Source organism: Lyngbya sp. CCY1209 (genome assembly GCF_055795065.1).
The window spans coordinates 1-21,037 of the sequence record NZ_JAYFER010000647.1 but is presented as its reverse complement, the minus strand read 5'-3'; the positions used below and the strand labels follow the sequence as shown (position 1 = coordinate 21,037).

Below are 21,037 nucleotides of genomic sequence, written 5' to 3'. Positions count from 1 at the left end.
GAGAAAATACATGGTCAATTGGTCAGACGTGTCGATTTTGATCGTCCCCCCAGTGTTGGGGGGTATCATCGGCTACTTCACCAACGACCTGGCGATCAAAATGCTGTTCCGCCCCTACAAAGCGGTCAAAATCGCGGGACGGCGACTCCCCTTCACCCCGGGTCTCATCCCCCGCAACCAAGAACGTCTGGCGCAGCGGGTGTCCGACACGATCCTGCAGTCCCTCCTCACCCCGGAAGAACTGCAAAACATCGCCCGCCGCCTGTTGAAAACCGAACGCATCGAAGCGACCATCCTCTGGTTGCTGCAACTCGCCCTGGCCCAGGTCAAAGCTGATACGGAACAAAAAACCGCCAAAATTCTAGCCGGCATCCTGCGGGACTTTCTGGGGGAGTCCCTGCCTCGGGTGTTGCGGGTGCTGGCCCGCCGGGAAGATTTTTTGGAACCCCAACTCAACCAAATCTTCGATCGCGTCATGTTGGAGTTTCAACTCGGCGACCGACAGGCGCGACAACTCTCGGACTGGCTCTTAGATCGGGTGATTCCCCCGGAAGTGCTGCGGCAGGCCTTGATCGACTTCCTCACCGACCGCAACATTTCCATCATCGACGAAGGATTTCGGGAGCAAACCACGGGCACCTATTGGGTGGTCGCCAACCTGTTCGGCCTGCGGAGTACCCTCACCCGCCTGCGGACCTTTTGCCTGGACGAGAAGGAAGAAACCAACCGGCGTCTGGCGCAATTGTTGACCTCCCTCGGCGCCCGGGAACGCTTGCAAGAATGGTTGCAAAATCTGTCCGGAGCCAATTTGCCCCTCTCGACGGTGCGGGAGTTGCGGAAAACCATGCGGGATACGGTGCGGGACTACCTCCAGACCCAGGGCATCGACCTGATCCAGGGGTTGACCCAATCTATCGACTGGGAAAGGGTGTCGGCGTTGATTTTGAAGCGTCTCCAGAATTCCCCGGTCCTCAGCGATTCCCTGGGAATGGTCAGCCGGGAGTTGGCGTTGGTGTTGGAACGCTATCTGGAGAAGGATCTGGAGAATCTCGTCGCCAAGGCGATTCCGATTGTCAACTTAGATCGGGTGATTGTCGAACGGATAATGAGTACCTCCCCGCAACAGTTGGAGGTGGCGGTGAACGGGATCGTCAAAAGCGAGTTGCAGGCGATCGTCAATTTGGGCGGCTTCCTCGGCGTCATCGTCGGGTCGCTGCAGACGGTGATTTTGCTGCTGCGCTGAGAATTGAGAATTGAGAATTGATAATTGATAACTGATAACTGATAACTGATAAATTCCCGATTCCCGACTCCCGATTCCCGACTCCCGACGTCATACAATAGCTAAATCTACCCAGCTTAAATTGCATTACAGTTATGTCCGATCCCAAACGCGATCGCCGCAATCCCAAAAATCTCGACCCCGAAATTTACAAGCGCCTCCGGGCCGAAGCCAAGGCGCCTTACCGGGGTTTACGAAAATTTATATACATTTCTTTCGGGGCTTCGGGCTTCATCGGGGCCGTCGTGTTCCTCTCCAAACTGATCGCCGGCCGGGATGTCGCCTCCGCCCTCCCCAATTTTGCCCTCCAGGTGGGCATCGTGGCCCTGATGATCTGGCTGTTTCGCCTGGAGTCGCGATCGCCCCCGTCCGATTAACATAACTTCACATCGCTAGACAAACCTAAACATCTCGCAAAGAAACGAAAATAAAGAAAATATTACGAAACATCGGGTGATGTCATGATCCCTGCAACAATACAGTACAAGGATCAATTGGGGTCAGCCAAATAAAGACCCTAACGATAAATGCCCATTTACCTTCAATTGGGGTCAGCCGAATAAAGACCCTAACCATAATCAAACCCACCCCACTGCCAGCTCCCCGATCTCGGAGAGCTGGTTAGTGGCATTGATTCGGATCGGGTCTGGGCTTCGGTCAGGCAACGGTCAAGCAACGGTCAAGCCGAGGAAGAACACAGATAGGATTTGACTCCCCTGCCTCCTCCGCCTCCCCTGGCTCCCCACTCCCCAACTACGGGACGCTCACCAGGTACGGGGAGGCGATCGCTTCCGCCTCCCCCGCGTTGACCAGGGCTTGGTAGACGAAGGCCGCGACTTCGGCCCGGGTCGCGAGGCGGTTGGGGTTCAACCGATCCGGGTCAGGATAGTTCACCACCAGATTTTGGGCGGTCGCCCCCGCCACGGCGGGCCCGGCCCAATTGGGAATCTCGCCGGCATCTTGGTAGAGGGACAAAACGTCCACATTGTCCGAGCGGTAGCCGAGGCCCTGGGCCAGACCGACGATCCCCTGAATGCGGGTGATGGGTTCGCCGGGGCGAAACTGGCCGTCGGGGTATCCGGACAGGAACCCGGCCCGGTAGGCGGTTTGAATCGCTTCGTATCCCCAAAAGTCGCCGGAAACGTCGGCGAATTCCCCCGGCGGTTGCTGGGGGGCGGGGGAAAAGGCGTTGCGGACGATCGCGGCAAATTGGACGCGGGTCACGGGTTCGTCCGGGCGGAAGGAACCGTCCTCAAATCCGGACATGATGCCCCGGGCGACCAGCGCTTCGATGTAAGATTGCGCCCAATGTCCCCGCAGGTCGGAAATGGCGCCGAGTTCGATGCCCACGTCCGGGGGTTCGACTGCCGCCGCCACGAATTCCACCGGGCCGGAAATGCGAGATTCGTCGATTTCGTTGCCGATCGCCGAAATGGTGTACCCTCGGGTGGCGTTGTAGAGGTCGTAGCGATCGTTGTTGCGGATCACGTTGCCCCCGGGATCGTCCGGTGTCCCCAGGTCAGGTTGGGCCTGGGCGATCGCGACGATGCCATCCCGGCTGTTGTTTTCGATCAGGTTATTTCGCAATATCGGCTGCGCGGCGTGGGACACCACCACCCCGTCCCGGTTTTCCACGATCCGGTTTTTGACGATTTGGGGCGAGGCTTCGTCATTGACGGAAATGCCGAAGCCGGTATTTTGGAACAAGTTGCCTTGAATCACCCCCCGGCCCGATCGCGCCACGGAGATCCCGTTGCCCGCATTTTGGGAAAAAAGATTGTCGAGAATTTGGGGGTCTCCCTCGGCGCTGATAAAAATGCCGTCCCGCTGGCTGTTGACGAAGGTGGAATTGGTGATGGTGGGGTGGGAATTTTCCACCCACAGCGCCGTCCCCCGGGTGTTGGGGTTGGTGAGGGTGACGCCGACAATTTGGCTGTCGCCGAGGGTGCGGATGCCGACATTTTGGCGGGCGAAGGTGGGGCTGACGTAATTGCCCCCGCCGACGATCGCCACGGTCTGGCCGTTGGTGGCCGCGTCCCCCCGGAGCGTCACCCCCGGCTTGAGGGTGATGGGGAAGGCTTCCCCCGTCTCCTGGCTGTAGGTGCCCGGTGCCAACTGGATCACGGTGCCGGGGGTCGCCTTTTGTAGGGCGTAGGTGATGCTGCGAAACGGACCCGCTTCGGAGCCCGTGGAACCGGCGCTGTCGATGCCCCGGGCGGGATCGACGTGGAGGATTTGGGCCGCGGCGGGTTGTTGGGAAATTCGGGTGGGGGGAAGGGTTGCGGGTGTCCCATCTCCTCCGTTTTCTGCGACTCGTCCCGCCGCGATCGCCGATGCGGTCGGGAGAAGGGGGGCGATCGGCCCGAGGGCGAGGGGCGCGATCAGGAGGCCGATGCCCAGCCGCCGCCATGTTGGAAATCGAAACGGGGATGGGCTCAATTGATGACTCAGAAAAACCCGATGTGTGAGAAAATGCCGATCTGTCATGGAGGTTGTTGGTCGTGGATGTTGGGATGCAAGCACTCGGAGGTGGCCGGGGATCGGAAATGGGGCGGGGAGGATATCCCGCCACCCGTGAGAATTTTAGCCGATCCGGGGCGATCGCTCAACGGTCTGGAGATCCAGATCCCCGATGATACGGAGGTTTGAAAGGGTTGTCAGGGTGCCCTCGCCGCTCCGAGAAAAATTTTGGAACCTTTCCCCCACGGCTTGCGTCTTCCTAAAAAAGCCGGAGATCTGTCCGCGCGATCGATGATCCAATTTCCAAAATTGCCCAATTGGTACGCCGAGACGGATCTTTTGAACGGCCAGTTCCAGCCCGAGGGGAAATTGGCCCCCTCCGAAATGGAGAGTTTGTAACGCTTGATATATCAAGTGTTGGGGGAGTGTTGAGTTGAAAGTGTTCGAGCTATTGCCAGGGTTCGGCACGATCTGTTAAGCTAATGATGATTTTTTGATTCATCTTGAATTTTGGAGGAATTCTCTAGAAGCATTAGCGATCGGTAATGCCAGCCAAAACCCTAGGTCTAAGTTTCACAAACTCTCCGGATCTTAACCTCAATTGATGAGGCACAAATAGTTCGGGGTGTTGCCCATATTGTTTCGGATAAATAAAGTGAGAATTGGCTTGTAGATCGATAAAGTTCAGCACAATTTAGCCAAAATCACTCACAAACCTACCACATATCCAGACTCCTATTGTAGAATCCCAATTGTCGAAAATTGTTCAATTGTCCAATACTCGTGAGGAGCACTCATGTCAAATATAGCCGATATTAATCCACAGGTAGCCGACGTTGTCATCGGCCCAGGTGTGAATGGAGCCGTTACGATCCGACCCCTCGCGTCCGGTCAAAGTATAAGAATTCAGCCCGGTGTTAATGCAGCGCTCAACCCCGATGGAACTCCTGCGGAATCAAGCGCAGGTGCTTCCATAGTCGTCGGTAGCTCAGATGCAGATACCATCGTTGCGGGTGATAACCCCAGTATGATCATCTACGGCGATGACATAACAGGCGGGGGGAACGACTCCCTCGTTGGCGGTACGGGTGACAACGAGATCTACGGCAACCAAGGTAACGATACCATCTATGGCTTAGACGGTAACGATCTACTCTACGGCGGTCAGGGCAACGACCTCCTGTACGGCGGAGATGGAGCCGATCTGATGGGGGGCGACAAGGGTAACGACACCTTAGCTGGTGGTGCCGGCAATGATATCATGCGCGGTAACGAAGGCGATGATGTCCTTCAAGGCGGCGAAGGAGACGACATTCTCTACGGGGAACAAGACAACGACCTTCTCCAAGGTGGCGACGGCAACGACATCATGTATGGCGGTCAAGGCAGCGACAGCGTCCAAGGCGGAGCCGGTAACGACTTCATCGCCGGGGACAAAGGCAGCGACGTCATGACCGGTGGCGCTGGGTCTGATACCTTTGCCTTCACTTCCACCCCCGATGGCGATATCGTTACCGACTTCGTGGCCGGTGAAGATTCCATTGCCCTCAGCATCGCCGCCGGGTATAACACGAGGAATTTTACAGTCATCACTGGGGCACCGACTGGCTCTGGATTGGAATACAACGAAACCACTGGCCAACTGTACTTCGACGGGGATCTCGTGGCTACCTTCGCGGGAAATCCGACTATCGATGGCGGCGATTTCGAGCTGTTCTAGAGTTTAACGGATCGCGATCGGAATTTTATTCAAGTGATTTTCAGTTGGGAGCCACAATGATCAGCTCCCCAAAACTCATCGAACATTATTTGAAATGTAGGGTTAGTGATAACCCTGCATTTTTTTTATGCTGATTGTAAACACACGATCGCTCATTGCTATGAGATCAGATGCGGTTATCCCCTCCTAAACCTCCCCAATCATCTGAATATGATTTGAGCGACAAGAAAAGGGAATTGATTCCCAAGCGGTTTGGATATCCAACCCGTTTTGTTCCGAGCATTCAACTGGATTTGATATAACACGCCGGACGGGTGAGAATGATCGATGTTCTGTCCGGATGAGTGGCTTTGTGGCTGGAGTAAAGAAGTAGTTTGTGCAGTAATCTGGTGTCGGACGACTGCACAATTGCGAACCATCAGATTTGAGACAGGGTGAGAAGATCCAGCTAACCATTAGAGTCTGTTGCGATATCCCTTCACCTACCCCCCATTTCAAGAGTGGGAATCAATGTCATTAAGGTGCCGATCGCCCGATCAATCATGAGTTGCTCTTTGTATTAGGAAAGTCCTCCACCATGTCACAAATTATTGAAACCCCTCAAATCGAAGAGCTCTCCGACGGAAGTTTGATCTTCCGGGGAGCCACGGAACAGCCGAATATCTTTGCCGGCGGACCGGGCAATGACAATCTCACCGGCGGGAACAATAACGACGAATTCGCCGGGGGCTTGGGAAATGATACCACCGCGGGCGGCGAGGGTGACGACTTTCTTCAAGGCAACCAAGGCGAAGATCTCATCGATGGCGGACCCGGCCAAGACACCGCCCACGGCGGCCAGGACAACGACACCGTTGACGGCGGAGACGGCGATGATGAAGTCTTCGGAGACAAAGGCGACGATATCGTCAGTGGCGGTTCCGGCCAAGATGAAGTTTACGGCGGCGAAGGGAACGATGCCGTTTACGGCGGAGACGATGATGACTTCGTTCAGGGGAACCAGGGCGAGGATTTCGTCGATGGCGGTTCCGGAGACGATCGCGTTTATGGGGGTCAGGGTAATGATATCGTCCTGGGGGGGGAAGGAAATGATCAGGTTTTCGGCGATAAGGGAGATGACAGCGTTAGTGGTGGCGGTGGGAATGACCTGATTCTGGCCGGTCGGGGAGATGATACGGCAGATGGTGGCTCCGGTAACGATACGATTTACGGAGGCCAGGAGAACGATACCGTTTTGGGGGGTGAAGGAGATGATATTCTCCACGGCGATAAAGGAAGTGATGTTCTGACGGGAGGAATTGGAGCCGACACATTCGCCTTCTCTTATTTTGGGGAAGAAAACGCCGATACCCTCACCGACTTCGACCCCGACGAAGATACCATCCAACTGTCAGATTCGATCTTCGGTGCGTTGGGTGGCAGTTTAGATTCCGGAGAATTTGCTTCGGTCGGGAACTTTATTCCCGGTCAGACCCCGACTCAGGGAGCCAACTTGATCTACGACCCGAACAGCGGTCAGTTTTACTATATCGATGAATCGGGAAGTATTTCTCGAATCGCCCAGTTGGGAACGGGTCTGAATTTAAGTGATGATGATTTTGAAATTATTTAATTGGTTTTAATTCAAACCTGACCCGGGGAACCGGATCGCATTGATTCAAACTATTCTGGCAGACATGATATAGCAGTGTGAAGTCATCATGAAACATATCTAGCCCCCAAACCCCCAATTCTGGGGGCTTTGACCGGATCGAATTTTCGCGAATCATTTCACACTGCTATATAGCAATGATCGAAGAGCGTGGTTACAGTTGGGTAAAGAGGACTGACCTCGAAACCCCGATTCTTGGAAATTTCCAAATCGACGAATTGGGAAATATTTCCCGATTCGCCCAGTTGGGAACGAATTTGAATTTAAGTGACGATGACTTTGAAATCATCTGGCTTCAAGTTGAGATGGCAGATTGGCTCGTTCACCTTTATTCATCCCCCTCGCCCCCCCCTTTGTAAGGGGGGAGAATTGGGGGGGGAGAATTCATTCAAAGTCCCCCTTTCCAAGCAGGGCTGTTTCATTCTCGGTTAAAAATTGTCGAGGGTATTGATGTCAAGTTACCCGGAGTCCAAAGTCAAATTTCCAGTAGCCGACAGGTGGGCGGCGATGGGTTCGATCTGCGAGAAAAATGGGCAATTTGAAGAGGCGGTATCCCTGTACCGACAGGCACTTTCTAGGGCATCCGATCGCCCGGAACTTCGGTATCATTTGGGGTGGCTGTACTATAAGCTCGGCAACTTGACAGAAGCGATTGCTCAATATCGGCGCGCGATCGCACAGAATTCAAACCTTCCCAAGATACATTACAATTTGGGGGTTGCGCTCCAAGATTGTGGCGAAATTGACGCAGCGATGCGGAGTTATCGAAAGGCGATCGAGGTTGATCCGCTCGATGTCGATGCTCACAATAATTTAGGGGGATTGCTAGTCCGAGAACAACGATTAGAGGAAGCGGTAAAAATTTTGGAAATTGCCATTTCTAAATTTCCGGGAGAAGCGGTTCTCTATCTCAACCTTGGGCAAGCGTTTTTGGAGCGACAAGAAGCCCAAAAAGCGGTCTTCACATGGCGACGTGCGATCGGCATTGAACCCGAGAATATGGCGGGTTATTATCACCTGGGTCGGGCCTGGCAGCACCTGGGAAAACATCGGCTGGCGGCGGAATGTTTTGAACGGGTTTTGCAACTTAAACCGGATTTCCAACTCGCCCGCTATCATCGCAGTTATAGCCTGATAGAAATGGGTCGGTTGCGGGAGGCGATCGCCGGCCTTAAAGCGGCGATCGCGACGGACAATCCGTGGGTCGAACATTATTGCAACCGGGCGAAAATGTTGACCGGAAAAGATGAGTTGGAACGGTCTAAACAAGCTTGTGCAGATTTCCTTACTGCGCTAAAAAGTCGAGAAAAACTGACAAAAACTTTAGAGTTTTTTGCCAAAATTCACCTTTATATGGGTGATGTAATGGTGGAATATGGGGAACCCAAGAAAGGTGAGTCGCACTATCACAAAGCGCTCTTGGTTCATCCCGATTCGAGTACAATTTATCTCCGTTTGGGATACTGTCTCAGCCAACAGGGAAGAGACAATGCGGCTCGCTTTGTTTATCAAATTGCCGGGATAAAATATCGAGAATTTGTCAGATCTTCCGAGGCAAAAATTGAACCGGCAACCGGCCGAATCGAGGCTCCAAAAAGTTCCTCCACCCCCCCCTGCGACGGTTTGAACTGCCGTCCCTGTCTGGAGGGAATTCTAAAATCCTTCGAGCCCCGCCACCTCGGAGCGCAAATTTATCGATTAAATCCCCGTGCAAAACCCATTCAAACGTCGCCGAAATGCGAAGCAAAAGTCTTCAAAAATGGGCGGATTTGGGTCGTCCCCCAAAAGAACGATTGGATGGTTTGCAACGCGATCGCGGTGTGGGATGGGGGCAATCGCTTCGTCCCCGAATTGTCGCGTAATTATCCGGGTCAATTACCCAACTGTCAAAATTCTAACCCCCACAAAAATTTGAGAATTGAGGAACTTCCGCAGCCGGAGTTCGTCGCGGGGACGGTGGCTGTTTTGTCGGGGTTGTCGGGGAACGTCTACTTTCACTGGATGGTTGATATTTTGCCTCGATTTGACATCCTCCGTCGCCGGGGGTATACTGTGCGAAGTATCGACCGATTTTTGATCAACAGTTATCAAGCTCCCTTTCAAAAGGAAACCCTTTTGAAATTGGGAATTCCTTTGGAAAAAATCATCGAAAGCGATCGCCATCCCCACATCCGGGCGGAACGGCTGCTCGTTCCCTCCTTTCCCGATGCGTTGGGGTGGCCGTCGCCGCAGGCTTTAGCTTTTCATCGCCGTCAATTTTTATCGACGAGTTGCCGGGGTAATTTTCAGTTTCCCACCCGAATTTATATCAGCCGAAATCAGTCGAGTTATCGCCAAGTTGTCAATGAAAATGAAGCGATCGCCTGTCTGAAAAAATACGGGTTCGTTCCGGTCGCCTTGGAAGCTTTGAGCGTCGAACGACAGGCTTTCTTATTTGCCAACGCCGAAGCGATCGTCGCCCCCCACGGCAGCGGGCTGACGAACCTGATGTTTTGCCGTCCGGGGACGACGGTTATCGAACTGGTATCGCCCCACTACATCCGCCATTATTACTGGGTCATCAGTCAGCAATTGGGCTTGCATCACTATTACATCAAGGGCGAGGCTTTTGACTGCTATCCCATCCGACAACTGATGTATCCCAATCCATTGATGGAAGATGTTCTGATTTCCATAAAATCTCTTGAAAAAATGATGAATATTGCCGGTATCCAAAAAAATACAATGGTGTCTTTCACACAGTTACCGACCAATCGCCCTGCCCCAGCTACGGGCACGAGTCGCAGTCCGTCCCGGGATGGGAACGAGTCAACTGCGACGATTGAAACGGGAAGTGATCGCCCCATCCCAACCTTCGATCCTCCCAGCCATTCGCCCCCGAAAAACGTCGCTCCTCCGGCGGGTGGCTTGTTGGTTTCGAGCGAAGATTTGGAGGTCTATTTCCGAGGGGCAGAAACCCTGTATCATCAGGGACAATACGAGCAGGTAGTCCAAGCCTGTCAGCGGGCGATCGCGATCCGCCAGGATGCCCGAACTTACAAGTTGTTGGGCAACGCCCGACAGGCTCAGGGACAAGTTGAAGAGGCGAAACGGTGGTATGCCAAAGCCATCCAATTGCAGCCCGATTTCGCCGACGTTTTCAGCAATTTGGGAACCATTTACGCCCACCAAAAACAGTGGCAAGAGGCGATCGCCTGCTACCAAAAAGCGATCGCCCTACAGCCGAAATTGGGCGCCGCCTACCGCAACCTCGCCCGGGCTTGGACGCAGTTGGGACAAATGGAAGAAGCGACGGAATGTTGGTATCACGCCTATTCTTTGGACGGGGAACAGGTGTCTGCAGACGATCACCTCGATCTGGCGACCAATTTGATGGAAATGGGGCTGGTGACGCGGGCGATTTCCTCCTACTGCCGTGCGATCGAATCCGACCCCAATTCAGACGAGGCTTATCACCATTTGGGTGAGGCGATGAAACGCCAGCAATACTCGGGTCGGGACGCTTCTGACTATCAAGAAAATCTGACGTTACGGGCGATCGGGGCGGTGCGTAATCGACCTTCAAAACCGAGAATGCGATCGGCTAATCGGCATCATTTAAAAACATCAAAATCGCAAAATAATCGAGGATTTTTCGGAATATTTAACCGCATTTTTTCTGGTTTTGGAGGGGATTCAGACTTAAAATCAGCAGCTCCAGAAGTTCCCATTCAACAGACGTCTGCAACTGTTCCGCCTCCCCAACCTCAGCCCGAGGACAGGTATCAACAACTATCTGATATTTGGATCGGAGAAGAAGCGGAAAATACTGCCGTCACCCTTCAAATTTCCGAACAATTGGGAGTTGAAGATTATTTGCAACGGGCGGAATTGGCTGCTAAATTGGGAAATCTGCCCGAGGCGGCGGCGGACTGTCGGCGAGCCTTGGAGTTGCAGCCTGACATAGCCGAAGCCTATAAAATTCTGGGGCAAATTGAACAGGCTCAGGTGCATCGCGCAGTCGCCCAAAGTTATTACGAAAAGGCGATAGCTTTGGGGCTAGAAGATGGGGAAGTTTATCTTAATTTGGGCAGTTTGTACGCCTATCAAAAGCAGTGGCATCAGTCAATTCAATTCTATCATAAGGCGTTGGATTTTCACCCCAAATCCGCACTGATTTATTGGAATTTGGCGAAAGTGTGGCGGCAGTTGAACCGAGAAGAGGAGGTGGCGGGTTGTCTGTACGAAGCCTATTCCCTGGAACCGGATAAAGTGAAAGCCACCGAACATTTTGTCTTGGGAAATGCTTTGTTAAAACAGGGACAGATTACCCAGGCGATCGCCTGTTACCATCGGGCGATCGAGCGGGATGAAAACTTGAATCAAGCCCGTCAAAAACTGGCAGAAGCGGAACGGCGGCAAAAGGGAAATCTGGTTTTATATCCCGTGAATTTAGAACGGAATGGAAAGGGAAATCAACCCATCCGCAGCGAGGATATGTTGGCGACTGCACCCCTCAAAGCGAATGAAACCGATCGCGTCAAAACTTATATCGATCAGGCGGAATCTCATTTAAAACAGAAAGAATTTGATCGCGCGGTCGCAGCCTGTGAGGAAGCCGTTGCGATCGCTCCAAATGAGGCTCAAATTTACAAGATTTGGGGCAATGCGTTGCAAGGTTCGGGCGATGCGGTGGCGGCGCGGGAGAAGTACGAACGGGCGATCGAGTTGAACCCGGATTTTGCCGAAGTTCATGTCAATTTGGGCAGTCTCTACGGCCGCGAGGGGCGCTGGGATGTGGCGATCAAACATTACCAGCGGGCGATCGAACTGAAGCCGAATTTGGCTTCGGCACACCGCAATTTGGCGCGAATTTGGAAGCGCTTGGGCAAGGTGGAAGCCTGGGCGGAATGCTGGAACCGGGCGCGGGAATTGGAACCGGGCGGGGGTTCGGTGGCGGAGGATATCGCCCTGGGAAATGCTTGGGCGAAATCGGGTAATTTGGAAGCGGCGATCGGCTGTTACGGTCGTGCGATTCAAGCCGATCCGTCCCGAACTGAAATCTATGATAATCTGGGGGAAATGCTGCTGTCAAGGGGTCGCTGGCAGGATGCGATCGCGGTTTATCAAAAAGGAATTGAAAACCATCCGGGTCAGCCGGAGTTTTACGGTAAGTTAGGTCAGGCATTGGCTGAACTGCAACGGTGGGACGACGCACTTTTGGTCTACCGCAAGGCGGTGAAGCTGAATCCCGATTTGGCTTGGGTTCATCACGATCTGGCGGATCTGGTATTCGAGCAAGGCCAAACCGAGGAGGCTATTTCCCACTATCAAAAAGTGGTGGAATTGGAACCCGAGAATTGGGAAGCTCACCACAGTTTGGGAGATGCCTACCAGCAGCGGGAGATGCTCGATGAGGCCGTCAAAGCCTACGAGCGGGCGAGTGCCTTGGCGGAAAAGCACCGCCAACAGGAGAGTCGGCCAGCTTGAAAAATAATCGCCAAGTCTCCGGATAGTTATCCGCGCGATCGTATAGAAGAGTAAGTCGGCTCAGAGATTCAATTTTATCCATCCCTTAAGATTGATTAGGAACGGTTAAACAATGGCTTCAGGACGTTCGACAAATCAGGTGATTCCACTTTTCCCAGAGGGCTATTTGCAAGCGTTGAATGCGGGCAAAGAACTGGCCGAACAAGAGAAATGGGAGCAGGCGATCGCCTGTTATCGGGATGCGATCGAATTGAATCCGAATGGGGCTGATGTTTACCACTGTTTGGGGGATGCGGCGGTCAAATTGAGCCGGGTTCAGGAAGCGATCGCGGCTTACCAAAAAGCGGTGGAGTTGAAGCCGGATTGGGGGGAAGTTTATCAAAAGTTGGCGCAGCTTTTGCGGGATAAAAATTATCGGTGTGAGGAGATTTCATCCCCCCGTCGTCGGCTTCGTAAAACGGCGATCGACCCGGCTTTACCCCACTATAATTTGGGATCGGCTCTGGCGAAACAGGAGGATTTTGCGGGGGCGGTTGAGGCTTACAAAAAGGCGATCGCGGTTAACCCGAATTTGGCGAGGGCTCACCACGGTTTGGGGGAGGCGTTGAGCCGCCTGGAACGCTGGGAGGAGGCGGCGGAGGCTTACCGGAGTGCGATCGGTTTGGAACCGGATTTTTCTTGGTCCCACAACAGTTTGGGTGACGCACTTTCCCGGCTGGAGAGGTGGGAGGAGGCGGTGGAAGCTTACCGGAGTGCGATCGGTTTGAACCCGGATTTTGTGTGGTCTCACTACAATTTGGGGGATGCGTTATCCAAGTTGGAGAAGTGGGAGGAGGCGATCGAGGCATATCAAGATACAATTAGTTTAAAAGGAGATCTTGCTTTATCCCATCATAATTTGGGAGATGCGCTTTCAAAATTGGAGAAGTGGGAAGAGGCGGTTGAAGCGTATCAACGTGCAATCGAAATTGACACGAAACATCATGATGAGTTATATCAAAAAATTGGAGAATCCCTCGCAATAATTGATCGGACAAGCGAGGCGATTCATTTTTATAAAAAATCAATAGACATCAATCCGAACTCATTATGGGTTTACGTGAAACTAGCCGATGCTTTTACGATACTTGGGGAATGGTCAGAGGCAATAAAATACTACAAAAAAGCGATCGATATTGAACCTGATATTCACGCTGCAATCTACAATAGATTGGCTGATGCACTACAGGCAGAAAAGACGACTGACACGGCGATCAAACCAGAGATTATTGTCGCTCCATCGGTAGAAAAATACCCCGAACAATGGCCTTATATTGCTCACAAAAATTTTCAGTGGCCGATAACTTTACCCGACGGCAGTCCGTGGCCAAAAATATCTATCGTTACACCTTCTTACAATCAAGGAAAATTTATTGAAGAAACCATTCTTTCTGTCGCAAATCAAAACTATCCGAACATCGAATATATATTAATCGATGGGGGTTCGACGGATGAAACGATGAGTGTAGTCGATCGCTATCGAGAACATTTTAGTTACGTCGTCAGTGAACCCGATAACGGGCAAAGTAATGCTCTCAATAAAGGATTAAATCGCGCCACCGGAGACATATTAACATGGATAAATAGCGACGATCGCCTCGCCCCCGGTGCTCTTTACGCAATGGCTTTGGCATTTCACACCAGTAAAGCAGATATCGTCGCTGGGATCTGTCAAATATTTGAAAATGATAGACAAGTTGGCGAACATATCACATCTTGCCCCAACGGTGTCTTACCCTTAAAAGACATCTTAGATATCGAAAACAGTTGGCTGAGTGGAAAATTTTTCTATCAGCCAGAGGTTATGTTTAGTCGGAAAATATGGGAAAAATCTGGTAGTTCGATCAACGAGTCTTTGTATTATAGTATGGATTATGAGTTGTGGGCGAGATTTGCTGCCTGCGGAGCTCATATTCATGTTATCGGTACTCCGATCGCTCAATATCGGATGCACCCCGAACAGAAAACTAGCACTACTGACAAATATACTCCCGAACTGACTAAAGCGCGAGACGCCCTGCGAGTGCAATTAAATTGTCCTGCGCCACAGGCAAAAGCCATTGAACCCAAGCGAAATAGTCTAAGAGTGGTATTTTTTAATGATATTGGCTTCTTGGGAGGAGCGGGCATCGCTCACAAGCGTATAGCTCAAGCATTTACTTTGGCGGGACATCAAGTAATTCCCATTGCAGCTAGAGCGGAATGGTCTTTTGCTCCAGCAGACATATCAGTAACGGATGTCTATAACTTAATTGCCAGCGTAGAACCCGATTTAGTAGTCGTGGGAAACGTTCATAATATCAAGCAAAACATTGAAATTTTGGAGATGTTAACCTCCAAATTTTCAACTATTTTTGTCATGCACGATCGCTGGTTGCTAACGGGTCGATGTGCTTACAATGGTAGTTGCGAAAAATACATGACTTCATGCGATCGGGGTTGTCCGACTCAACAAGAATATCCCAGTTTACTCGGCGACGAAATAGCTGATGCTTTCGATAAAAAACATCGGATTTTAAAAGAATCTGATAATTTGATCGTAGTGGGCAATAGTAACTCTACAATTAACTGGGCTCGCTATGCCATTCTCAACCATTTATCTCGCCAGCAATTTCTAAGTTTAGACGGTCGATTTCACGGCATTTATTACGGTCTAGATTTAAACGTTTTTTATCCACACGACAAATCTTTGTGTCGTCAAAAGTTAGGCTTGCCGCCGGATAAATTTATTATTATTAGTGGCTGTCAGTCCATGAAAGATCGGCGGAAAGGAACTCAAGATTTGATCGAAGCATTACAGATTGCTGCTTTAGATAATGCGATGCTTGTGGGGTTTGGTTACGGTCTCGATTCTGAAGGTAAATTCGAGCTTTATCAAGCGGGTTTTATTAACGATCCTTCTGTTTTGGCTCTTTATTATAGCGCCGCCGATTTATTTGTCGGACCCAGTTTAGAAGAGGCGTTCGGTCAGACATTTATCGAGGCTGCTGCCTGCGGTACTCCTGCCGTTGGTTATCGAGTTGGAGGGGTACAAGAAGCGATCGCCGATGGAATTTCAGGTCGTTTAGTGGACACGAAAAATCCCGAAGCTTTAGCACAAATGATTACAGAATTGTATTCCGATCGCGATCAATTATCGAGATTAACTGCTACCGCTCCAATTTATGTTGCGAACACTTTTTCTTTGCAAGCCAGCTATTTAAAATTTGTGGCCGCCCTTCAAGAAGTAAACTGGTTGGAAAAATTGCAACTAAATCCTGCCACAAAATTCGGCGTTAAAAAACCAAAAATTGCCGAACCTATTTATATCGATAAAACTGCTAAAAAATCTTTGGTTCGAGATATTTGGCAGGGTCAAGAGCTAGAATTTGCTATTTTGCGAGGTTTCGACCACTTAGAAAAGCCCAACCAAGATATCGGAGTTTTGAGTTCTAGTCGATGGGCAATTTGGCCGGAAAGTCGGTTTGTAATTACGGCTGATAAAGCGAAGCAAGGAAGGCTCACAATTTCCGGTCGAAATGTTTGTGAAGGACAGATTATTGAAGTGTATTTAGAGGACGAATTATTATTAAAAGAGTCGGCATCAAGTACGGACATTAGTCAGCCTAATACTTTTACTACTTTTGTTGACTTGCAGCCCGGTTCTAATTACTTTACATTGAAAACTGAGAAGTATTTGATAGATGGAGCTAACAGAGATTTAGCTTTTTTGATCGAAAGTATTGCCTTTGAAGAAGGTGGAATTTCAAATCATTTTGAAGGCGGTGCAAAAGAAAAAGTAGATCAAGATATTTTCATGGACGGCCGCTTGAATGGTTGGGGTTGGTTTCCTTCGGAGTTTTTTGGCGATAAACCCGTGCGTTGGATGGAAAAAAAGGGAGGAATTATTGCCGAAGTTACCGTCGAAAATGCAGCTAAAATACAAGTTAATGTTTTGGCCGCTGTTGGCTCCGAATTTTTGGCCAACTTGACAGTAAAAATCAACGATCGCTCCATTGAAGGCGAGGTTAAACAACAGTCAGAAGGGTTATGGATTTTTGAAGGAATTATTCCGACTGGTACGATAGTGCTAGGGGAAACTTGTTTGATAATGCTGGAGACATCGGGGGTTCACCGGTTGGGAGAAAATGACCCAAGGCTGGCAAGTTTGCTGGTAGAAAAAGTAATTTTTAAACCTTTTGAGGAGAAAAAAATATTTAAAAAGAAAGAAATTTTGATGGACGAGCAATTGCAGGGTGACGGTTGGTTTTCGGCGGAATTTTATCAAGGAAAGTTTGTTCGGTGGATGAAAAAAAACAGCACGATTATTACTGAAATTTTCGCCATAAAATCTCTTCAAATTAAAATTGAAGGTTTGTTAGCTACGAATCCGGATTTTGTCGAAGGAATGAGGGTTAAAGTAGGCGATGTGGGGATTAAAAATACGACAATTCAACAAAAAAGCGATGGTTCATGGACGTTTGATGGCGAGATTCCTGCTGGAACGATTAATCCGGACGAACCTTGCGTTATTGATATCGAGTCGCCGGGGGTTGAGGAATTATCTCCCAACGATTCAAGGACTGCCAGCCTATTAATTACGCAAATCATCCTGAAAGCTGCGGATTAGGCAAGAATATTCAGAGTATTGGAGCTAAATTAATTAGTTCTTTTTTCTGCGATTCGTAAACAAATTATTGACCAATTAGGTACTAAGTTATGTCGTTCTCATCCAAGTTTGTTGAAAATAATCTCTCCGTCGAAGAACTAAAGCAGAATTTTACAGAAATGGATCGACATTACCCTATTGCCATTTACCAAATGGGTAAAGTAGGATCTGCAACTATACTGCACTCGCTTCAAGAACTGAACTTGCCAAACCCAGTTTTTCACGTTCATCTTTTGTCTGCTCAAAACTTGGAGATTTCAACTGCCAGTTTCATTTCCCGAAATCTACCTTTAACATTGCAATTAAAACACGGTAAAATCTTAAGAGATTATCTAGATAGCAGAGAAAATGCTTCTTTAAAAGTGATAACTGCCGTTCGTGAACCAATTGGTCAGCTAATTTCATCGGTCTTTCAAAACTTAAAAGTTGATTTTACTCAATTTATAGATGCAGATGAGAACTTGAAAGTCAAAGAAATCAAAGATTATATTTACAATTTAATTTGTCAATACGATGTTCGCGATCCTGGAAAAAATTGCAACTGGTTCGACCGAGAGTTTAAACAGGCTCTTGATATTGATGTATATCAATATCAATTTGACCCAAAATTAGCTTATACAGCATTCTCAAAAAACAATCTAGACATTCTAGTTCTTCGATTGGAAAGCAGTCAAAATTGGAGTGAAATTTTAACAAATTTTTTGAATTTAGAAAAACCGCTAAAAATCATCAAAACAAATACCTCTGATGACAAAAACTATGGAGATTCGTATAAAGATATATTGTCAAGCTTAAAGTTTCCAGTTTCCGTTTTAGATCGGATCTATTCGTCTAAATATTGTCAGCACTTTTATACGAAAGAGGAGATCGAACAGTTCGTCAATAAATGGAAGATGAAAACTTGATTTTAAACCCTTACAACGTCAGTTCGATAAGAAAAAAAAGGAGAATTTAAGAATGGTTACTATTACCTCGTCAAACTATTTACCAATTTACCTAGAAAAAGCTGCTAACAGTCCCGCTGGAGGCGGTCTAAATACGCAATCTGCAGCTATATGGGATTTGTTACTAAAACATCAACAGACCAATTTAGGTGTCTCGGGAAACATCGGTGAAATTGGTGTTTGGTATGGCTTTGCAAGTGGACTATCTGCCACTCATTTGCAGGCTGACGAGCAACTTTTTCTGATAGATAAATATCTGAGAAAACAAGAAGTTGCAGACAATATAGCTAAGACCAGTGGCAAAAAAATTGAAGCTATAAACTGGATTCAAGCGGATTCTATTTCTGTAAGAAAAAAGGAAAAACTCAAAGACTATTTTGACTCTTTCCGTTGGTTTCATGTCGATGGCGAACATTCTTACGACGGAGTTATGAGCGATTTAGAACTTGCTTTGCAATGCGTTCATCAAGGAGGCATCATTGTCATTGATGATTTTTTCAACATCAGTAGTGCATCAATTACACAAGCAGTTTTTCACTTTTTAGATCGTTACAAACACTTGGTTTGTATGTTTTGTTGCGGTTATAATAAGGCGTATTTGTCATCTCCTAAATTTTTAAAACATTACAGGGATGCGGTTTACTACAACATCATAGATATCTTGGAAGGCCTTGATGTTAAAGTAATGCTGGCTCAAAATGGATGGAGTACGGAGTTTGATTACATTAGCGTAGTGGCACGAAATCAGAATTATAAGTTACAAAAAATAGGTCAATACTGTAAAGATTTGGAAGCTTTTGGTTGATCAAATTGCAAGCATTTTAGATTTGCAAATTCAGTAAAACTCCTGGATTTTTTTGAAAAAATCCGGGGTTTTTGTCATGAAAGTAAAACCTCCCACCTATCTACCTTCCGCAATATCGAAATACTTTAACAATAAATCCAAAGCCGATCGCTCCCCAAGCTCCTCCCCAGAGGACTCGGCAAATTTCTTAAACCTCTGCACCCAACTGACAGCAGTCTGTTGCGTTTGGTAAGGGGAATAGGAAAGCGATCGCCCCAAATACTCCGCCATCCTTTCTTTCTCCCCAGCCTCATACATCAACCACCCCAACCATACCATAACGTGATAGCGAGCCCGCGACTCCAACTCCCGCATCCATTCGGGTACAAGCGATCGCTCAAAAAAACAATTCACCACTGACTCTATATCTGATGCCATCGCCACCACATTTTCCCAATCCTCCCTTTCGCGATCGCAATGACAAGTCGCTTCCGGCAACCACGCCACTTTACTCCCCCTTAACAATACCATCCGCAATACAACCTCTATATTCGCCGCCACCGGATGCAATCGAGGATCGAATCCGCCAAACATTTCCAAGCGATCGCGCCGAAACATGATCGCACTTTCCCTCAACGGTTGCCACAACTGCCAAAACTTCCAAATATGTATATCTTCTAAATCTGGCAGCAATTTCCAAGGTTCTAACTCGAGCACCGTTTCTCCCTCCCCTCTCTGCCAACCGCTGAGTAATACATCCACAGTTGACGAGCGATCGTCAAAGTAAGAAACTTGCTTATTTAACATCCCCGGTAGCAGACAGCAGTCACCTTTCAAGAAAACAATAAACTCACCTTTTGCAATTTCAATGGCACGATTCTTCGTCACTAATTCGTTTTCTTTTTCGCGAAAAACTTTGCTAATTTTTGGGAAATGAAGTCGATCAATGATGTGTTTTTCTTTTGCCCGATCTGTGGCGATTAAAAGAAACTCTACTTCTATGGATTCTCGACTTAAAATATCGTTGATTTTTTGAACGATCCGCTCATCGAGATCGAAGATTACAACGCTAACTCGTGGTAAACGACTCAAATGAAAGGGTTTTGTTTGATAATTTGAAATTCCAATACTTCCCGATTTTTCAACTTTCCCAATTACTTTATTCCGTTCGGCTTCTTTTCCGAAATAAGCTTCTGTTTTGCTGCCACGAACGTGAGTATAACTGTGGTTTTGATGCAATGCAAAAATTGTTTGACTGCCATCTATAACTGGATAGCTTTTTTCTAATGCTCGATTAACCATCCAATTGTCCCAATATCCTCTACCAATCGCAAATTCCGGCATCTCTGAAAACAGATGTTTGGGAAAAACAAAATAATCTTTCGCTGTCTCTGAAGCCAGAATTCCCCGATCCCAGATCAGCTTTTTCAATTTTTTTTCTAAATTCAAATCTCGAAAGTCAATGGCTGTTTTAAGATCGATATTCCAGCGCCTCCCGATCAATAAAAATTCTGAAAAATTTGTTGCAACCTGTTGCACTGTTGTGGAAAAATCTTGAGTTAAAATTATATCAGAATTGACGTAAGCCAAAATTTTATTACTGGCTATTTTTTTTGTTTTTGCAAAAACATCATCAAGCATAGGAGTTCCCAAATGATTACATTTGATGCTCGATAGATGAATGATATTAAATTCGTCAGCAATTCTTTTTGTGCCATTTTCATCACCCAGTAAAATTATTTCCGGCTTAGGTTTTAGCAAACTCCAGCTTAAAATCGCATTTCTTTGAATGATGCCAATGTCACCATGAAATGACTTTGGCACTGCAAAAATTGTGATATTAGAAGTTGATTTTATTTGTGTTGTGATATAAACTTTTGAAGACATTTTTCTGAAAATCTGTGGAATTGAGATGATAACGCAAAATCCGACCGATCGCCCCTCCCCCCTAACCCATGCTAACCTAGAAACCACACGACACTGAGAATCCGTTCGACCCGACCCCATGAGCAACACCCTTTACGAACAGGATTTCTATAG

Annotated in this window: 12 protein-coding genes; 10 read left to right on the top strand and 2 right to left on the bottom strand. The window is 48.5% G+C overall.

Annotated elements, in window-relative coordinates:
• Positions 1-10: 10 nt before the first annotated feature.
• Together AC0QHF_RS26370 and AC0QHF_RS26365 are read left to right on the top strand one after the other, a co-directional pair.
• A complete protein-coding gene (locus tag AC0QHF_RS26370; protein ID WP_324707253.1) occupies positions 11-1,243 on the top strand; it encodes a DUF445 domain-containing protein in 1,233 nt (410 codons plus the stop codon).
• Between the two features lie 134 nt (positions 1,244-1,377).
• Positions 1,378-1,659, top strand: a complete 282-nt coding sequence (locus AC0QHF_RS26365; RefSeq protein WP_324707252.1) for a DUF3493 domain-containing protein — start codon at positions 1,378-1,380, stop codon at positions 1,657-1,659.
• Between the two features lie 376 nt (positions 1,660-2,035).
• Here the strand turns inward: AC0QHF_RS26365 and AC0QHF_RS26360 are convergent, their stop codons facing one another.
• Positions 2,036-3,721, bottom strand: coding sequence for a DUF1565 domain-containing protein (locus AC0QHF_RS26360; RefSeq protein WP_324707251.1), 1,686 nt, complete (start codon positions 3,719-3,721; stop codon positions 2,036-2,038).
• A gap of 3 nt (positions 3,722-3,724) precedes the next feature.
• Here AC0QHF_RS26360 and AC0QHF_RS26355 point away from each other — a divergent pair, with 3 nt between their 5' ends.
• The 8 genes from AC0QHF_RS26355 (at position 3,725) to AC0QHF_RS26320 (ending at position 19,018) form a co-directional block, all read left to right on the top strand.
• A complete protein-coding gene (locus AC0QHF_RS26355) occupies positions 3,725-3,931 on the top strand; it encodes a hypothetical protein (RefSeq protein WP_324707250.1) in 207 nt (68 codons plus the stop codon).
• 39 nt (positions 3,932-3,970) lie between these two features.
• Positions 3,971-4,141 (top strand): hypothetical protein, encoded by a 171-nt coding sequence (locus AC0QHF_RS26350; protein ID WP_324707249.1) that lies wholly within the window; start codon positions 3,971-3,973, stop codon positions 4,139-4,141.
• 397 nt (positions 4,142-4,538) lie between these two features.
• Positions 4,539-5,462: a calcium-binding protein gene (locus AC0QHF_RS26345; protein WP_324707248.1), complete on the top strand. Its 924-nt coding sequence runs from the start codon at positions 4,539-4,541 to the stop codon at positions 5,460-5,462.
• A gap of 577 nt (positions 5,463-6,039) precedes the next feature.
• Positions 6,040-7,074, top strand: coding sequence for a calcium-binding protein (locus AC0QHF_RS26340; protein WP_324707247.1), 1,035 nt, complete (start codon positions 6,040-6,042; stop codon positions 7,072-7,074).
• A 489-nt stretch (positions 7,075-7,563) separates the two neighbouring features.
• Positions 7,564-12,582: a tetratricopeptide repeat protein gene (locus AC0QHF_RS26335; RefSeq protein WP_324707246.1), complete on the top strand. Its 5,019-nt coding sequence runs from the start codon at positions 7,564-7,566 to the stop codon at positions 12,580-12,582.
• Positions 12,583-12,694: 112 nt separating this feature from the next.
• Positions 12,695-17,230, top strand: a complete 4,536-nt coding sequence (locus tag AC0QHF_RS26330) for a tetratricopeptide repeat protein (RefSeq protein ID WP_324707245.1) — start codon at positions 12,695-12,697, stop codon at positions 17,228-17,230.
• 89 nt (positions 17,231-17,319) lie between these two features.
• Entirely contained in the window at positions 17,320-18,174 is an 855-nt protein-coding gene (locus AC0QHF_RS26325; RefSeq protein WP_324707244.1) for a putative capsular polysaccharide synthesis family protein, read from the top strand.
• A gap of 52 nt (positions 18,175-18,226) precedes the next feature.
• The gene (locus AC0QHF_RS26320; protein WP_324707243.1) at positions 18,227-19,018 is read left to right on the top strand and encodes a class I SAM-dependent methyltransferase; all 792 of its coding nucleotides are present in this window, start codon (positions 18,227-18,229) and stop codon (positions 19,016-19,018) included.
• A 96-nt stretch (positions 19,019-19,114) separates the two neighbouring features.
• Here AC0QHF_RS26320 and AC0QHF_RS26315 read toward each other — a convergent pair whose 3' ends face one another.
• Positions 19,115-20,884, bottom strand: coding sequence for a glycosyltransferase family 2 protein (locus tag AC0QHF_RS26315; protein ID WP_324707242.1), 1,770 nt, complete (start codon positions 20,882-20,884; stop codon positions 19,115-19,117).
• Positions 20,885-21,037 lie beyond the last annotated feature (153 nt).

Coding starts and splice junctions, on each gene's coding strand:
- AC0QHF_RS26340 (WP_324707247.1), top strand. CDS start 6,040: ATGTCACAAATTATTGAAACCCCTCAAATCGAAGAGCTCTCCGACGGA.
- AC0QHF_RS26335 (WP_324707246.1), top strand. CDS start 7,564: ATGTCAAGTTACCCGGAGTCCAAAGTCAAATTTCCAGTAGCCGACAGG.
- AC0QHF_RS26330 (WP_324707245.1), top strand. CDS start 12,695: ATGGCTTCAGGACGTTCGACAAATCAGGTGATTCCACTTTTCCCAGAG.
- AC0QHF_RS26345 (WP_324707248.1), top strand. CDS start 4,539: ATGTCAAATATAGCCGATATTAATCCACAGGTAGCCGACGTTGTCATC.
- AC0QHF_RS26320 (WP_324707243.1), top strand. CDS start 18,227: ATGGTTACTATTACCTCGTCAAACTATTTACCAATTTACCTAGAAAAA.
- AC0QHF_RS26370 (WP_324707253.1), top strand. CDS start 11: ATGGTCAATTGGTCAGACGTGTCGATTTTGATCGTCCCCCCAGTGTTG.
- AC0QHF_RS26325 (WP_324707244.1), top strand. CDS start 17,320: ATGTCGTTCTCATCCAAGTTTGTTGAAAATAATCTCTCCGTCGAAGAA.
- AC0QHF_RS26315 (WP_324707242.1), bottom strand. CDS start 20,884: ATGTCTTCAAAAGTTTATATCACAACACAAATAAAATCAACTTCTAAT.
- AC0QHF_RS26355 (WP_324707250.1), top strand. CDS start 3,725: ATGACTCAGAAAAACCCGATGTGTGAGAAAATGCCGATCTGTCATGGA.
- AC0QHF_RS26365 (WP_324707252.1), top strand. CDS start 1,378: ATGTCCGATCCCAAACGCGATCGCCGCAATCCCAAAAATCTCGACCCC.